The sequence below is a fragment of the Candidatus Chryseobacterium colombiense genome, assembly GCA_029203185.1.
Lineage (GTDB): Bacteria > Bacteroidota > Bacteroidia > Flavobacteriales > Weeksellaceae > Chryseobacterium > Chryseobacterium colombiense.
The window spans coordinates 1,568,967-1,583,579 of sequence record CP119310.1; the positions used below are offsets into that span (position 1 = coordinate 1,568,967).

The window sequence follows — 14,613 nt, forward strand, 5'->3', positions numbered from 1 at the left end:
TTTCTTTTTGATTCATAATGATTGAGATCATATTTTTTATAATAATTCTTCCCGAATTTAGAGTTAAAAATTATTTGTAAAACTCATATTTAGATTATTATGAAAAAGAATTTTTTTGACAAGTTTGCAGATCAGGCTGCATACTTTGCAGGAAGCCCGGCTGCGTTTATCGGGGCCAGTGTACTGGTAATTATATGGGCTGTTACGGGACCGTTTTTTAAATTTTCCGAAGTTTGGCAAATGGTCATCAATACGGGAACAACCATTGTCACCTTCCTTATGGTATTTCTGATTCAGAAGGCCCAAAATAAAGATTCAAAAGCCATTCAGATTAAATTAAATGAACTTGTTGCGGCACACGAAAACGCTAACAACCGTATTGTGGATATAGAAGATCTAACGGAAGAGGAACTGGATGAGATTCATAAATTTTATGAAAATCTGAGAAATTCCCGCAGTACAAATTCCTCTGAAAAAGAATAAATATGGTCTGAAAGTAAGAGATCTATACTCACAAGAAAAGTTTACTTTTATCATTCATACTTTTTACATTATCCCCCTCTTTTTAAGAGGGGGATTTTAAACATAAATAAAAGTAAATTCATTACTGTGTAATGAAAGATTTTAATCCAGAGGTTTTCTCCCCGTAATAATATTATATAAAACCACAATTATGGCAATTACCAGTAATATATGTACCAAATATCCCGTACTTATCCCCGGTATTACCCCTAACATACCTAAAAGCCATACAGCAATACAAATGACCGCGACTAACCATAATATACTTCTCATAACTGTAAATTTTTAAATTATACATTTACTGTCTGCATATTTTATGCCTTTTTTCTATGCAAAGCTTATGAAATCATGTTTTAATGCAAAACGTGTTTCAACATTTTTTTAGATATTATTTCTTTTCGGCCTTAGTATCAATCTGATGGAAGGATATTGGTGATAAAAAGTCTTAGCCAATAGAATACTAACCGAATTTTATTACGAAAGCCTACCAAAGGTATGATATGTATAAAAAGCCCAGCTAAAAATCCTTTAAAAGAAAATTCGGGAGGTCTACTACAGCATTGAATTTTGAGATAATTGCCATACTCCCCTGATCCTTATATTTAAAAGGAACTAAAATCTTTTCATCTTCAATTCCCTTCAAACTTTTCCCTTGCTGAATTGCTACCTGTGCCAACTGAGGCAAATCCACCGCCCACAATGACAACGTGCTTTTTCATATGTAATGAATGAATAAATATGTGATTATAAATAATCCTTTTAGAAGTTACCTAAAAATACAACAGGTTAATTTTACTCATTATGACTCGAGTTATAATTGCAGCAACCCTTATTTTTTTAGATCATCCATCATTTGCTTAGACCTTATTCAACTATAGAATTTGGCTTATTTTTTGATGTACGCTACACTAATTTTACTAAAACTTATTACTTATCTAAAAATGTAAGAATATGATTATCAGTGAAGATCTTTTAATAGCTTTCGGCGGCGAATACGAGACCTATCCTGCTAATACAGTCATATTTAGTGAAGGAAGCCAGCCGAAGTATTATTTTCAAATTGTGAATGGTAATGTTGAATTAAACAATTACCATGAAGATGGAAAAGAATTTACCCAAAATATTCTTTCAGACGGTCAAAGTTTTGGTGAATCTCTCCTGTTTGGGGATCAACCTTATCCTATGAACGCTATAGCCACTACAGAGTGCTACATTCTGAAACTTTCAAAATCAGATTTCCTTACCCTGATCAGTCAAAATAAAGAAGTTGCTTCCAATATGTTTAAATGCCTATCAGACAGGCTGTATTATAAATATCTTATGCTGTTTAGCATTACATCTGCGAATCCTACATATAAAATCAGAGCACTCATGGATTATGTAAAGGGATATAATTCTTCTGCCATTCCCCAACATTCATTTCAGGTTCCTTTTACCCGCCGTCAAATGGCTAACTTGACAGGTCTAAGAATAGAAACGGTGATCCGAACGATTAAGAAAATGGAAAAGGAAAAGATTTTAAAAATAGAAAACAGAAAAATATATTATTAGTACAATCTATTCTTTTTTAATCCCAACAGAAACCGCCATGGTATTAACATAAATATTGGCTCTCCAATTAATTTTTTTAACCACATCAACTTCACCCTGGATCAAAAATCCAGAAACCCATTTACCAATGTTTTCCACTGAATTTTTGAAATGCCGATCATTCCGCCTGCGGCAATCAAGAGATTTCTTGCTTTGTCCATAAATTCTGCATCAAGATTAGGCGTTTCATTTCTGCCGTAAATTCCGGCCCGAATAAAATCTCTTCCTTTAAAGATCCCAAATGTAGAGGTAGCTTCATCGGAATAAAAATGTACAATATGTTCTGAAGTTTTATCCTGTGGATTTTTTGAAGGTCTGCATGTCATTATTACAAAATCAAGACAAATACCATGGGTACGTTCTTCAAACACATCTGTAATCTCTACCCAGTCGAAACCTTTGGCTTCAACCGTTCCCGGCCCCGGAATATCTATCCTTATATAATCTCCAATTAATGGATACCGATCAACCATTTTCCCTTCTGAATCGAACAGTTTAAAATCGGCAAAGCTTTCTCCACAATAGCTTTTCCAATTGTTTATCAACATAAACCTTTCTTTTAATCGATTGAATGCTTCATGCACTTCTTCCGGATTAATATAGTTTTTCTTAGCCTCCGTATCATGAAAGCTTCCTTTCTCCTGAACAGGCACTCCAAAAATTTCTTTAGGTTTCATACTGTATCATTTTTAGTTTTCATCGTAGGTCTTATCTATCGGTTTAGATTCCTGAGAACTTTTTTCTAAGTTCAAAAACACATATTTGTTAGCCGTTGATAATCAAGCCTCCGTTTGGATGAAGAACCTGCCCTGTGATCTGAGCTGCTCCTTCGGACGCCAGAAATAAAAAGCTTTCTACTACTTCTTCCGGTGTCGCATTTCTCTTAAAAGGAGGTTTTCCGGGATCTTCTTCTTTTTCATCAAAAGTTTCCTTGGTAAGCGGTGTTGCCACAGGTCCGGGTGCAACGGCATTTACTCTTATTCCTTTTGGTTTTGCCTGTAATGCCAGAGACCGGGTAAAAGAAACGATTGCCCCTTTTGTTGCCGCATAATCAAGTAATTCCGGATGTCCTTGGTAAGCTACCGCCGAAGTTGTATTGATAATACAATCACCTTCTTTTAAATACGGGAATATCACTTTTGTCAGTAAGATCATCCCAATGATATTGGTATCAAATGTTTTCCGGATATTTTTCTCTTCCAGATCGTGAATATGCTCTGCCGGAAACTGAGTTCCTGCATTATTGATCAGAATATTAATTTTACCCCATTCAGAAATTAGTTTTCTTACCGTCTCTTCACAAAATTCATAATCATTGATATCTCCTGAAAATAAAATGCATTTTCTTCCTAAGGCTTCAATTTCCATTTTTACTTTTTCAGCACCTTCGTCATCTTCATGATAAATAATGGCCACATCGGCACCTTCTTTTGCAAAAAGTAATGCTACTGCTTTTCCAATTCCACTGTCGGCTCCTGTAATAAGAACCGATTTGTTAGCTAACTTTAATTCTCGCATTTCCATTTGTTTTCAATTGTAATCTTGATTGTATTTTTACTGATTTGTGTTTTAAAGCACCCCAAAATGAATTCAATGTAATATAATTGGGCATTCAGGGCTTGGGTTTTGGGGTGCAGTTCCAACTTTCCAGTATGAAATTGTTCTATACTTTAAGCGTTTCTTTCAAGTTCCAGCTCCCACACTCTGTGCTTAGCGATTGCAATGATGAATTTTTCGGCACCCTTTTTATCTTCCCACGTAATAATTGCAGAATCTTCATGGGCTCTTGTTCCCACATTACTGCTTAGGTACAAAGGTTCAGTTCCTTCATCAAAGTAAATCGCCTTGCAATGTTTATAGGCTTCATTGATGAAATGCAGTACCAGATGCTTGTTTTCCGGAATTAATAATTCTTTGACAGCATCTTCTCCTCCCGCTATATACAAAGCATCAAAGCAAACACTTGCCGTACTCGTCAACGAATGCTTGGCAATCCAAGTAGAGCCGTCACTTGTTCTTAAAGGAGCCAAACTAGGGGCTATAAGTTCCACTGTCGCTCCTTTTTCTTCCAGTTTTATTTTTACATCATTGCTTGCTTGTACATTTACACCACCAGCAACAATAAAACCAATTTTTCTGCCTTTAATAGTATCTTTAATGGTATTCTGCATACTCAAAGCTCCCGAAATTTTTACTTTAGGTTCTTTTTCTTCACTCTGCAGATCAATAGGATTGGCATCCGCCGGAAGGCTCTGGTTCGGAAATTCCAGCTCTTTAACCTCAACTCCTATTTTTTCTGCTACCCGCCATGCCAAAAATTTATCTATATACACTAATTGTCCTACCAATCTTTCTCTAATTTCCGGGATTGTTACTTTTGACAATTCAAAAATAAGTGCATTCTGAAGGTGTATTTTTTCTGGAGTTGACTGGCTATTGTAGAATAATTTTGCCTGTGAATAATGATCTACAAAACTTTTGCTTCTCTCCCGAACTTTTTTTCCTGAAACTCTTTCCTCCTGAGAAGTGAAGCCACCTTCTTTCATCATTGCCTGAAACGGGCAGCCTCCTCCTATAGAATTGGGTTCGTAGCTCACTTTTCCTTTTACTATCTGTTGTCTCATGTGCCCATCACGCTGGTTATTATGGACAGTATTAATTGACCTGTTAATAGGAATTTCATGAAAATTGGGTGAGCCTAATCTTGACAACTGGGTATCTGTATAAGAAAACAGTCTTCCCTGTAAGAGTGGATCATTGGTAAAATCAATCCCGGGAACAAGATCTCCCGGATGAAATGCTACCTGCTCTGTCTCTGCAAAAAAGTTATCCGGATTTTTATTCAGTGTTAAAGTTCCGATAATTTCTACCGGAACAATTTCTTCAGGTACAATTTTCGTTGGATCCAGGAGGTCGAAATCAAATTTATGCTCATCTTTCTCTGGAATCAACTGTACTCCGAGATCCCATTCGGGAAATACTCCTTTTTCTATAGATTCCCAAAGATCACGCTTATGAAAATCAGGATCTACCCCCGAAATTCTTTGAGCTTCATCCCAAGCGACGGAATGTACTCCCAATTTTGGTTTAAAATGGAATTTAACAAAATGTACTTTTCCTTCTTCATTGATAAATTTAAAGGAATGAACTCCAAAACCTTCCATTCTGCTGAAACTTCTGGGAATTGCTCGGTCACTCATCAACCACATGATCATATGCATACTTTCAGGCATTAATGAGATAAAATCCCAGAATGTATCGTGAGCGGAAGCCGCCTGCGGAATTTCATTGTCAGGTTCCGGTTTTACAGCATGTACAAGATCCGGAAATTTGATAGCATCCTGAATAAAGAATACAGGCATATTATTTCCCACCAGATCATAATTTCCTTCTTCTGTATAGAATTTAATGGCAAAACCACGTACATCTCTTGCCAGATCTGTACTTCCTCTGCTTCCCGCCACAGTAGAAAATCTTACAAAAACAGGCGTTTCTTTTCCTTCTTCAGTCAAAAATTTAGCTTTTGTATATTGAGCAAGGCTTTTATTAAGCTTAAATACTCCGTGTGCACCGGATCCTCTTGCGTGTACTACTCTTTCAGGAATTCTTTCGTGATCAAAATGGGTTATTTTTTCTCTCAAGATAAAATCTTCGAGTAAGGTAGGACCTCTGTCTCCAGCTTTTAAAGAATCCTGATTGTTATTGATCTTGAGTCCCTGATTGGTGGTCAGCTTTTCATTTTCATTCAGGGTACTGTGTATTTTCAGCTGATCTGTTTTCTCGTTGATATTCTTGTTTCTTTTCATATCTATTACTTTTATTGTTTGATGTTTCTATTTAAAATTTTATTCCCAAATCACATTTGTTCAATGTTGTTTCTTTCCAAAGTGTCCAGTAATCTGCTTAGGCATTCTTCTTCTTTTAAGACTTTATTATAAGCGGTTTTAGCGTAGAGAATAAAGGAAGAACCTTTAGCTGAAGTTTCTTCGATCATATTTATTATGGTATCACGGTTATTATCTTTTATATGAAATACATATTCTTCTATATAGGTATCGATCAGTTTTCTGAGCACTTCGGATCCTGTGTTCTTTTTTATCTTTTCTAAAGATCTTATCAGAAAAGCCGCTCCATAAGAACTTCCTTCTTCGGAAGAAACAATTTCATTTTCGGAATAGTTATTTTTATAATGCAATACAGTAGATTTCAATGGATCATTTTCTCTCATCTTTATATTTATCGGTTTTCGGATATATGTATAAATTTGTCAAAATAATGCATATCTTCTTCGTCTTTAAAAGACATATAAAACATGGTTTTTATCGGTTCTTTTTTCCCTATACTTCCCAACGAGTCAAACTGTGCAATAAGTGCCTGAATATTTTCCAGATCAGCACCTTCTTCAATTACAAATACTAAAAAAATATTATGATCAATCTCTTTTGCATATATTGAAGCCCCCTCATTAAACAGTCTTCCATTGTGGGGAATTTTGATAAAGCATTGTTGCTTTAGTGTCTTTAAAATTTTCTTAGAATTCATAATTGTTAATGTTAAAAAGCCATATAGATCGCCTCTATATGGCTTTACTATATCTAATGGTGTATTAATTTTCCTGCTCTGCGTCAAAATTGATCAATGTCTCTGCGATCTCTGTAAGATCCTCATCGGTCTCTTCTTCTTCCTGCAGTGTTTTTTCCAGGAGATCCGCAGCTTTATCATGCCCCATGGTGATTGCCAGCTGAGCCAATCCTCCGTAAGTAGCTATTTCATAATGCTCTACTTTTTGGGCAGCAATAATGAGGGCTGCATCTCTTGTCATGGAACCGTCTTCAGTGGATTTTATGATCTCTTCTCCTTCTTTGATGATTCCTTTAATTGCTTCGCATTCCTTTTTCTCAGGTTTTTCATCTATCAGTTTAAAAACCTTTTCTAATCTGCTGATGTGTTTTTTGGTCTGTAACTGATGGTCTTCAAATGCATCTTTAAGCTCTTCGGTCGTTGCTGCCTCCTGCATTTTTTCCAGCGCATCAACGATTGCATTTTCTGCATAGTAAATATCCTTAAGCGCGGATACAAAAAACTTATGAAGGGGAGCATTTTTCATCTCCTTTGCATCTACAGACGCATTATCTACTGACATATTTTTTTTCTCTGCGACAGCTGATGTACTGCTGTTATTATTTTCTGCTGTTTTTGCCATGATGTGAGTGGTGTTTAAAAATGAATAAAAAGATTACCCCTTTATTTTTCTATTGATAAAGAGGCAATCATTGAAAAAAGAATTATGAATTTCGTCTGCCTCCAAATCCGGATCTACCCGAACCTGAAGATCTGCCACCTCCGTGAGAAGCCTGGCCTCCCATACGGGCGATTCTTGTACGCTCTGCTTTACTCATGGAAGCAAAACCTCTTTTTGATGTTCCTGAGCCGGAATTAGAGCTTCTACCTGAACCGCTGCTGCTTCCGGATCTTGAACCTGAACCTGAATTGCTTCTGCTATTTCCTGAACCAGATCTGCCTGAATTTGAACTTGAAGATCTTCCGTCGCTATTTCTGCTGCCTCTCGGCCTTCCCGGATTGTCATGTCTATGGTCATAATTGTCGTCTGATGAACCTGATGAAGACCTTCCTCTTCCTCCTGATCTTGAACCCGAACCGGAACCTGATCTGCCAGAATTTGAACTGGAGTTTCTTCCTGATCCGCTACGGGAACCGCCTCTACCGCTTTCAGAAGTGAATCTTCCCTGGCTGTCTCTTTGCTGGTTACCATTATTACTTCTGCTTCTTCCTTGGCCTCTGTTTTCATCATCGTAATCATCATCGTCATAGTCTTCATCATCATAATCATCGTCATCGTCGTTATTATAATCATCATCGTTATTATCGTAACTATTTTCATAGTCATCATCGAAATAATCTTCATATTCTGAGAAATCATCATCATACTCTTCATCTCTCGATGCATCGTTATAACCATGATCATAACCTAATTGGTATACTTCTTCAAGATTGCTGGATGAATTCCCTCTTGAATTACGATTTTTTGAATTTCTAGTGTTCATAACTGAATTTTTTGTAATTAATATTAAGTGATGGCTATTGCTGGCCGTGACTAGTATTAGACAGCAATCAGTTTAGTTTTAATGGATATTGAATGCCGAAGCAACGCTTCGTAAATGATCCCTCTCTTAAGAGGTTTAGAATAATTTGTAAATCAAATGTACAGCTTAGTAATCCACTAATTTATGACCTCAGTCATATTGAATTTTATTTGTACAATTTTTTACTTTAACCTTATCTTTCAAGGATTTTTGTTTCTAAACCCTATCGGGCTGTATGTTAGTTAGAGCATCCTGAACAGGAATTTTATCGTTTAAGGTATCAGAAGCAATAATTGTATCCTGAAGTGACGAATTCCTATACTCAGCCTGTTTTTTACAGCTCAAAAGTACACCTCCCAGTGCACATGAGAATAATACAATAGATTTCATAATTTTAAATTTTGTGATGTGATTTCAAATTTAGAACATTCTTTTTCCCCTCTGTTATGATCTTAATCATAATGGATAAAAAATAAATTATTTGTAAATTCTAAAACCAAATCAATTGAAGAAGAACTCTATTTTTAAAATGTTTAGTATTTCTGATATAAATGACGGAATAACAAAAAACAAAAAATCCCCACTTCATTTGTGGGGATTTTTTATCTGGAAAAGAACAAATCAGCTTCAGCTTTTCTTCTCCGTATGAGTCCGTTTAAAAGTTTGCCGCCTGCGGTAATGTATTTAGAAATAAACCATTCTCTAATTGTTTCCGGATCGGCTTTTTTATTAATCAAAGAAAAGAGGGTGTCAGATCCTCCTGTATTATAGGTATGAGATACAAGAGCATCAAATTGATTTTGGGTAAGTAATACTTTAATTTTATTATTGACAATCTTTTCATAGGTTGGTAAAATGGATGAAAATAGCTCTACACCTTTTTCTTTACTAATTGGCGGGTCTTTCAAGGTTACTTTTTTACCACCCGGATAATAAGTATTTCCATAGCCTATTGTGGGAATTCCGGCTGAATCCAGATAGGGTTTAGAACTGAAACCTTCAAATGATACAATCAGATTTATTCCTTTTTGTGATGTTTTCATTTTCTAAAATATTTATAGGTGAAGAAAGCCAGGATTAAAATAATGGCAATAAGTGTAATGACGATCCAGGCTCCGGCTTGAAATCCATTCGACTGTATTTTTTTTATATCCTGAGATATAGCTGAAGAAATTTCTTTATTTGTTTCTTTTGAAACAACATTTTTAGCTATATCCTGAACTTTATTAACAGATTCACTTTTTTTACTTTCCGATTGGTTATGATCAGACTTTATATAATGATTACTGATCGAATATTCTGCACTTCCCATGATGGAAATACTCTGAATGGTATCGTTTCCAATAACATTATGAAAAACAAACGGATTGGATGCATCAGATTTTCCTTTAATCAATATTTGTCCAGATGTTTCATTCTTCTTTTCATTCAGCAATACATCGGCAGATGAATTCTGAACTAATTTTAAGTTCTGTACACTCAAAGAATCAACTTTTACTTTTGCCGTTTCTTTTTTATCTTCTTGGTAGCTGGTTGTTATTTTATGTTTACTTCTGCAGCCCAATATAAGGCTGCTCAAAAATAGCAACAGTATAATTTTCTCTTTCATAGGTTTTGTTTTTTGAAATTAAAAGAATGTAAATCCCCTATTATCGAAGTTTTTCCGACTTCTTAAAGAATCCAGATTTTTATGAGAATATCTTATCTTCCTTTACATATTCTTTTTTGATGCTTTCTAGCAACATCTCTAAGCTGACCCTGTAATCTGGTGCTTTTGATGCAATGGTTTTTAAGCTTACATCCTGTATGACGTTCATAATATTAGAACCGGTAAGTTCGTATCGTGTGGCAACTTCTTCTAAATTAATATCTTCAAGCTGTAATTGTTCAGGCAAATTGTGCTGCCAAATGCGCAAACGTTCTTCCTTCTTTGGATTATTGAATTTTATGCAGCTATGAAAACGTCTTGTAAAAGCTTTATCCATATTATTTTTAAAGTTGGAAGCCAAAATAATAAGCCCCGAAAATGTTTCTATTCTTTGTAGCAAATAAGAAACTTCCTGATTGGCATATTTATCATGAGCATCCCGCACATTGGTTCGTTTTCCGAAAATAGCATCCGCTTCATCAAAAAATAAAATCCAGTTCTTATTTTCCGCTTTGTCGAATAATTTTGCCAACTGTTTTTCTGTTTCCCCAATATATTTCGAGACCAGCATAGAAACATCGACCCTGAAAACAGGACGTTTTGTATACTTTCCTAAAAGACTGGCTGCAAGAGTTTTCCCCGTTCCCGGATCTCCGTAAAACAATACTCTAAAACCAGGTTTAAGTTTTTTCTGCATCCCCCAGTCTTCCATAAGAATTCGACTGTTATTATACCAGGCTTCAATTGTCTGAAGCTCATTTAATGTATTCTGAGGAAGTATCAGATCGGTCCACGATCGACTCGTGTTTATTTGTTCTGCCGGAAAATCATTACTCATTTTCGGCAATAATTCGACTCCAAAAATGATGGTATTAAAAGCTTCCTGATCAACATATATTGAACTGTTATGCCTTGCAATGAGTTCGTCCTTAATTAAAACTGAATCCGGATTGAAATGATCCAGCGCCTTTAATCGTTCAGAGATACTTTCTCCTCCTAAAACATATTGTACAGCCTGAACTGTCGGGTAAAAGAGCCTTCCATTTTCATTGGTTGAACAATAATCAAACAACGCACTGCTTGGAAATTCTAAATAAATATTTTTCAGCAATGAAGGATCCAGTCTTGGCAATAAAGCCATTAAGAGAATAATAACTTCCTGATGCGTAAGTCCTTTCGCTGAAACATAGTCTCCCAGTTGAAAACCTTGATAGTTATTCCTGATAAATTCAGGTGCTCCGACATCAAAATATTCTGAAGAATTATTAATGCGCCAGGTAATAACCTCTTCTAAATGAGTAAATAATTTTTGTATATGCTCTGTTTCCATTGGTTTTTAGTCTTTTTATTTTTAAATAGGCAGTAATGGATCTGGTCTTACAGTACATACTTTACTTACTGGTATTCCATCTACATTGAAATTTATTGAAAATCCAAATGTATTAGATAGAGATACATTAGCTAGATGTATACTAACTCTTTTAATTTTAAGATGTATTTTCATATCTGTAACTGCATTTCCGTATCCACCTCCAAACATTACGGAGTAGGTAACATCAGATGATGGGATTTCTACTGAACCATTAGAACCTGTAACTTTCGTGTTATTAGTATCTACAGTTACCACTGGTCTATTCCACCAATCCGGAGCTTTTAAATATTGAAAACCTATATCAAATATGACATAATCCTGTTCTATATTTCTTTCTAATATTGATGAAAATACCCCGAATATTTTAGGGGCTGTAGTTTTAGGCTCATACCCTATTGTACCATCGTTTTTCTGTACTAATTGTCTTGTATAATTTGTATCGCTTTGTGCATTGGGTATGCTGTCACAAATAAAATTTTTAGTCGTGAATCTAATTCCATCCTCTCTAACAAGGATTCTATTGATATTATCCTCCCTTATAACCCTGCTTGAAAGCTCTATATTCCCTGGAGATAATTTAAATTCACTGTCATGAGGATAATCGCTCTGATAAACATAAAATAATGCAGTCTGAGTCCTGAAAGATCCAGCTATCTGCTGAAATGGATCAGTTCCTGATGCTCTTAAATAGTTAGCCTGGGAACCATTGGATTGTTTAGATATTACTCCTTCATTGTCCACAACATATCGATCGTGGGATAAGTCTTCATTGGGAACTAAATAAATATCCAAAGGCTGAACAGGTTGAGTATTACCTGATAAATCTACGTAGGTGTTGTCAAAAACATTGACATATTGTATAATTATTTCTTTAAATTTTGGCATATCTTTTTATATTAACTACTTATTGGAAAAATCCAAACTCCACCTTCATTTCCTCCTTCTACGTTTGCTATAGCATCATCAACGTATTTCTTTTGGACATAATCTAAGTCCTCCAGTCCGTCGACTTCTGTAATGGGGATTTTTGTGTTTTTGTGCCTAAAGGAAGAAAATGTTTGTCTAAATTCCTCTTCCGTAGGCATATCGCCGGTTTGAAACCAACTTAATATTGTTTCTAAATCTGTCATGTATTGAAAATTTGATTTTAATGAAAATTGATGATTGGATATGGATTAAGAATAGTACAGATTAAGAGCTTTCATCCTTTGTTACTGTAAGCTGAACACTATTAATCTCTGTCAATTTAAAATACAGTTTCTCAAATTGTTCATCTTTTTTTGAAGATAGCCTAATGCTTATTATCTGCAATTTTAAATTTTTTAAAATCTATTGGTTTCTCACTTTAAAAAACCTCAACCGAAAAGTAGCTCACATTGGGGAGTCTTACCCAACTGCCGGAGCAGCTATTTTTAAGAAAGTCTCTCACTCACCGAAATTCCTACGTTTAAGGAGTTAATCCTGCTCTTGAAAGAAAATAATCCATTGATAATTTATCATTTTACTTCGTGGAAGAGATTTTAATGTTTGCACATCAAAAAATTCCAGTATTCCAAAAGCTAAAGGCTTCCCATTATTGAGTATCTTACTCGATTGAGGTTATGATTATGTGTTTTTATGTTTTATTATTATGTTTTTAAAATACTATGTTTCAATTTTTTATAATATTACACTTGTATTTTATGGTTATTTTTTAATAAACCTCAACCGAAAAGTAGCTCACATTTGGGAGTCTTACCCAACTGCCGTAATAGCTGTCTTAAGAAAGTCTCTTACTCACCGGAATTCCTACTTTTTAAGGAATCAATCCTGCTTCTGGAAGAAAATGATACATTGATTCATCATTTTACTTCTTGGAAGAGATTCTCATGTTCATACATCAGAAAAATTCCAGTATTCCAAAAGCTAAAGGCTTCCCATTATTGAGTATCTTACTCGATTGAGGGTATGGTTATATGTTTTTATGTTCTTAAAATACCGTGTTCCATATCTTTGAAATATCTCACTTGTATTTTATTGCTATTCTTTAATAAATCTCAACCGAAAAGTAGCTCACATTGGGGAGTCTTACCCAACTGCCGTAACAGCTGTTTTCAAGAAAGTCACTCACTCACCGGAATTCCTACTTTTTTAAGGAATCAATCCTGCTCTTAGAAGAAAACGAAAGATCTGATCGTCTATCATTCTGATTCATGGATGAGATTCTCATGCTAACACATCAGAAAATTCCAGTATTCCAAAAGCTAAAGATTTCCCATCATTGAGTATCTTACTCGATTGAGGTTATATATTTTTATTAATCAATAATATAGTTGATTACATCATTATCATCCCGCCCTAAAATAATTTTTATGTTAACGGGATTCGACCTTATTTTTGTTCCGTTTACATCAATCTCCAAACACATTTGAATCAGTGAAAACGGTTTTCTATGATGAACTGTATATCGAAATGAACCGGGTCTGCTAAATGTACCAGCAGGATAGAACTCAGCCTCTCCCTTTCTATTTTTGTAAGGTCTGAAATAGTTAATAGGATTAATATCTATATCCATTTCATTAGACTTAACAGGATATTCTGATTGTCTGTCCCATTTTTTTGCATCTTCCGGAAGCTCCTGATAAAAACCCGATGGTTTTAAGTAGCCACTTTTAAGCCTTTTTCTTTGCTTGTAACGTTTTATGATAATCTTAGGCTGATATTTATCTATATCTAATTCGCCTGATAATTTGATATTTAAGCATTTGTATCCAACATATCTACTTAAGACATGGGTATAGCCTTCTAATTTTTTGTACTCACTTTTTTCTTCAACCTCCCTATTTATATGCCCTTCTGACCTTTGAACTTCATCAGAAACATAAAAATGATAGAATTTTCTTTTATTTCTCCCCGTTGCCTTGACATCGAATCCAAAATTAAATTCCTTTAAATGGACATAATTATCTATGAATCGACCAAATTGACTTTGTGTCGGATATTTACCTGTTTCAAAATAGGTTTTTAATTCCTCTCTTTCGGTTAATTTATTTATTTTTTCCATGATATTTTAATGTTCTGTTTGTTTCTAGGCACTCAGTAATCAAGTTATTATCTGAGGGGTTAATTTGTTTGAAAATCTATTGATTTGTCATTGAAAAATAACCTCAACCGAAAAGTAGCTCACATTGGAGAACCTTACCCAACTGCCATAGCAGCTGTTTTAAGAAAGTTTCTCACTCATTAGAATTCCTACTTTTTAAGGAGTCAATCCTACTCTTGAAAGAAAACAATACATTGATAATTTATCATTTTACTTCGTGGAAGAGATTCTCATGCTTGCGCATCAAAAAATTCCAGTATTTCAAGAGTAAAAGGCTTCTCATTATTGAGTATCT

18 protein-coding genes are annotated in these 14,613 nt (G+C 34.9%); 2 read left to right on the forward strand and 16 right to left on the reverse strand.

All coding sequences use genetic code 11. The features are described from left to right. Positions 1-99: 99 nt before the first annotated feature. A complete protein-coding gene (locus P0Y62_06895; GenBank protein ID WEK71279.1) occupies positions 100-483 on the forward strand; it encodes a low affinity iron permease family protein in 384 nt (127 codons plus the stop codon). Between the two features lie 141 nt (positions 484-624). Here the strand turns inward: P0Y62_06895 and P0Y62_06900 are convergent, their stop codons facing one another. Together P0Y62_06900 and P0Y62_06905 are read right to left on the reverse strand one after the other, a co-directional pair. Further along, positions 625-795 (reverse strand): lmo0937 family membrane protein, encoded by a 171-nt coding sequence (locus P0Y62_06900; GenBank protein WEK71280.1) that lies wholly within the window; start codon positions 793-795, stop codon positions 625-627. Between the two features lie 244 nt (positions 796-1,039). After that, entirely contained in the window at positions 1,040-1,228 is a 189-nt protein-coding gene (locus tag P0Y62_06905) for a hypothetical protein (GenBank protein ID WEK71281.1), read from the reverse strand. A 245-nt stretch (positions 1,229-1,473) separates the two neighbouring features. On the opposite strand from P0Y62_06905, the gene P0Y62_06910 reads away from it, so the two are divergent. Next, positions 1,474-2,073, forward strand: a complete 600-nt coding sequence (locus P0Y62_06910; GenBank protein WEK71282.1) for a Crp/Fnr family transcriptional regulator — start codon at positions 1,474-1,476, stop codon at positions 2,071-2,073. 101 nt (positions 2,074-2,174) lie between these two features. Here the strand turns inward: P0Y62_06910 and P0Y62_06915 are convergent, their stop codons facing one another. The 14 genes from P0Y62_06915 to P0Y62_06980 form a co-directional block, all read right to left on the reverse strand. Next, the gene (locus P0Y62_06915; GenBank protein WEK71283.1) at positions 2,175-2,789 is read right to left on the reverse strand and encodes a hypothetical protein; all 615 of its coding nucleotides are present in this window, start codon (positions 2,787-2,789) and stop codon (positions 2,175-2,177) included. Between the two features lie 88 nt (positions 2,790-2,877). Beyond that, positions 2,878-3,630 (reverse strand): SDR family oxidoreductase, encoded by a 753-nt coding sequence (locus tag P0Y62_06920; GenBank protein WEK71284.1) that lies wholly within the window; start codon positions 3,628-3,630, stop codon positions 2,878-2,880. A 152-nt stretch (positions 3,631-3,782) separates the two neighbouring features. Then, a complete protein-coding gene (locus P0Y62_06925) occupies positions 3,783-5,918 on the reverse strand; it encodes a catalase (protein ID WEK71285.1) in 2,136 nt (711 codons plus the stop codon). A 50-nt stretch (positions 5,919-5,968) separates the two neighbouring features. Beyond that, positions 5,969-6,340 carry a hypothetical protein gene (locus P0Y62_06930; GenBank protein WEK71286.1) on the reverse strand — a complete coding sequence of 124 codons (372 nt, stop codon included), beginning with the start codon at positions 6,338-6,340 and terminating at the stop codon, positions 5,969-5,971. 8 nt (positions 6,341-6,348) lie between these two features. Beyond that, positions 6,349-6,654, reverse strand: a complete 306-nt coding sequence (locus P0Y62_06935; protein WEK71287.1) for a hypothetical protein — start codon at positions 6,652-6,654, stop codon at positions 6,349-6,351. A gap of 64 nt (positions 6,655-6,718) precedes the next feature. Then, a complete protein-coding gene (locus P0Y62_06940) occupies positions 6,719-7,315 on the reverse strand; it encodes a ferritin-like domain-containing protein (protein ID WEK71288.1) in 597 nt (198 codons plus the stop codon). A gap of 82 nt (positions 7,316-7,397) precedes the next feature. Then, positions 7,398-8,177 (reverse strand): KGG domain-containing protein, encoded by a 780-nt coding sequence (locus tag P0Y62_06945; GenBank protein WEK71289.1) that lies wholly within the window; start codon positions 8,175-8,177, stop codon positions 7,398-7,400. Between the two features lie 255 nt (positions 8,178-8,432). After that, the gene (locus P0Y62_06950) at positions 8,433-8,606 is read right to left on the reverse strand and encodes a hypothetical protein (protein WEK71290.1); all 174 of its coding nucleotides are present in this window, start codon (positions 8,604-8,606) and stop codon (positions 8,433-8,435) included. A 212-nt stretch (positions 8,607-8,818) separates the two neighbouring features. Further along, on the reverse strand, positions 8,819-9,259 hold the full coding sequence (locus tag P0Y62_06955; GenBank protein WEK71291.1) for a lysozyme: 441 nt from the start codon (positions 9,257-9,259) through the stop codon (positions 8,819-8,821). Then, positions 9,256-9,825 carry a hypothetical protein gene (locus tag P0Y62_06960; GenBank protein ID WEK71292.1) on the reverse strand — a complete coding sequence of 190 codons (570 nt, stop codon included), beginning with the start codon at positions 9,823-9,825 and terminating at the stop codon, positions 9,256-9,258. The genes P0Y62_06955 and P0Y62_06960 overlap by 4 nt, the downstream gene beginning before the upstream one ends. 79 nt (positions 9,826-9,904) lie before the next feature. Beyond that, positions 9,905-11,194, reverse strand: a complete 1,290-nt coding sequence (locus tag P0Y62_06965; GenBank protein WEK71293.1) for an ATP-binding protein — start codon at positions 11,192-11,194, stop codon at positions 9,905-9,907. 21 nt (positions 11,195-11,215) lie between these two features. Then, complete coding sequence (locus P0Y62_06970) at positions 11,216-12,121, reverse strand: hypothetical protein (GenBank protein WEK71294.1); 906 nt, start codon at positions 12,119-12,121, stop codon at positions 11,216-11,218. 11 nt (positions 12,122-12,132) lie between these two features. After that, positions 12,133-12,321, reverse strand: coding sequence for a hypothetical protein (locus P0Y62_06975; GenBank protein ID WEK71295.1), 189 nt, complete (start codon positions 12,319-12,321; stop codon positions 12,133-12,135). 1,211 nt (positions 12,322-13,532) lie between these two features. Next, on the reverse strand, positions 13,533-14,279 hold the full coding sequence (locus tag P0Y62_06980; GenBank protein ID WEK71296.1) for a hypothetical protein: 747 nt from the start codon (positions 14,277-14,279) through the stop codon (positions 13,533-13,535). Between the last annotated feature and the right edge of the window lie 334 nt (positions 14,280-14,613).

What these genes read in the sequence shown, in the direction of transcription:
- P0Y62_06895 (WEK71279.1), top strand. Translation starts at nt 100, where the DNA reads ATGAAAAAGAATTTTTTTGACAAGTTTGCAGATCAGGCTGCATACTTT.
- P0Y62_06910 (WEK71282.1), top strand. Translation starts at nt 1,474, where the DNA reads ATGATTATCAGTGAAGATCTTTTAATAGCTTTCGGCGGCGAATACGAG.
- P0Y62_06955 (WEK71291.1), bottom strand. Translation starts at nt 9,259, where the DNA reads ATGAAAACATCACAAAAAGGAATAAATCTGATTGTATCATTTGAAGGT.
- P0Y62_06945 (WEK71289.1), bottom strand. Translation starts at nt 8,177, where the DNA reads ATGAACACTAGAAATTCAAAAAATCGTAATTCAAGAGGGAATTCATCC.
- P0Y62_06965 (WEK71293.1), bottom strand. Translation starts at nt 11,194, where the DNA reads ATGGAAACAGAGCATATACAAAAATTATTTACTCATTTAGAAGAGGTT.
- P0Y62_06915 (WEK71283.1), bottom strand. Translation starts at nt 2,789, where the DNA reads ATGAAACCTAAAGAAATTTTTGGAGTGCCTGTTCAGGAGAAAGGAAGC.
- P0Y62_06935 (WEK71287.1), bottom strand. Translation starts at nt 6,654, where the DNA reads ATGAATTCTAAGAAAATTTTAAAGACACTAAAGCAACAATGCTTTATC.
- P0Y62_06950 (WEK71290.1), bottom strand. Translation starts at nt 8,606, where the DNA reads ATGAAATCTATTGTATTATTCTCATGTGCACTGGGAGGTGTACTTTTG.
- P0Y62_06920 (WEK71284.1), bottom strand. Translation starts at nt 3,630, where the DNA reads ATGCGAGAATTAAAGTTAGCTAACAAATCGGTTCTTATTACAGGAGCC.
- P0Y62_06975 (WEK71295.1), bottom strand. Translation starts at nt 12,321, where the DNA reads ATGCCTACGGAAGAGGAATTTAGACAAACATTTTCTTCCTTTAGGCAC.
- P0Y62_06900 (WEK71280.1), bottom strand. Translation starts at nt 795, where the DNA reads ATGAGAAGTATATTATGGTTAGTCGCGGTCATTTGTATTGCTGTATGG.
- P0Y62_06960 (WEK71292.1), bottom strand. Translation starts at nt 9,825, where the DNA reads ATGAAAGAGAAAATTATACTGTTGCTATTTTTGAGCAGCCTTATATTG.
- P0Y62_06970 (WEK71294.1), bottom strand. Translation starts at nt 12,121, where the DNA reads ATGCCAAAATTTAAAGAAATAATTATACAATATGTCAATGTTTTTGAC.
- P0Y62_06930 (WEK71286.1), bottom strand. Translation starts at nt 6,340, where the DNA reads ATGAGAGAAAATGATCCATTGAAATCTACTGTATTGCATTATAAAAAT.
- P0Y62_06980 (WEK71296.1), bottom strand. Translation starts at nt 14,279, where the DNA reads ATGGAAAAAATAAATAAATTAACCGAAAGAGAGGAATTAAAAACCTAT.
- P0Y62_06925 (WEK71285.1), bottom strand. Translation starts at nt 5,918, where the DNA reads ATGAAAAGAAACAAGAATATCAACGAGAAAACAGATCAGCTGAAAATA.
- P0Y62_06940 (WEK71288.1), bottom strand. Translation starts at nt 7,315, where the DNA reads ATGGCAAAAACAGCAGAAAATAATAACAGCAGTACATCAGCTGTCGCA.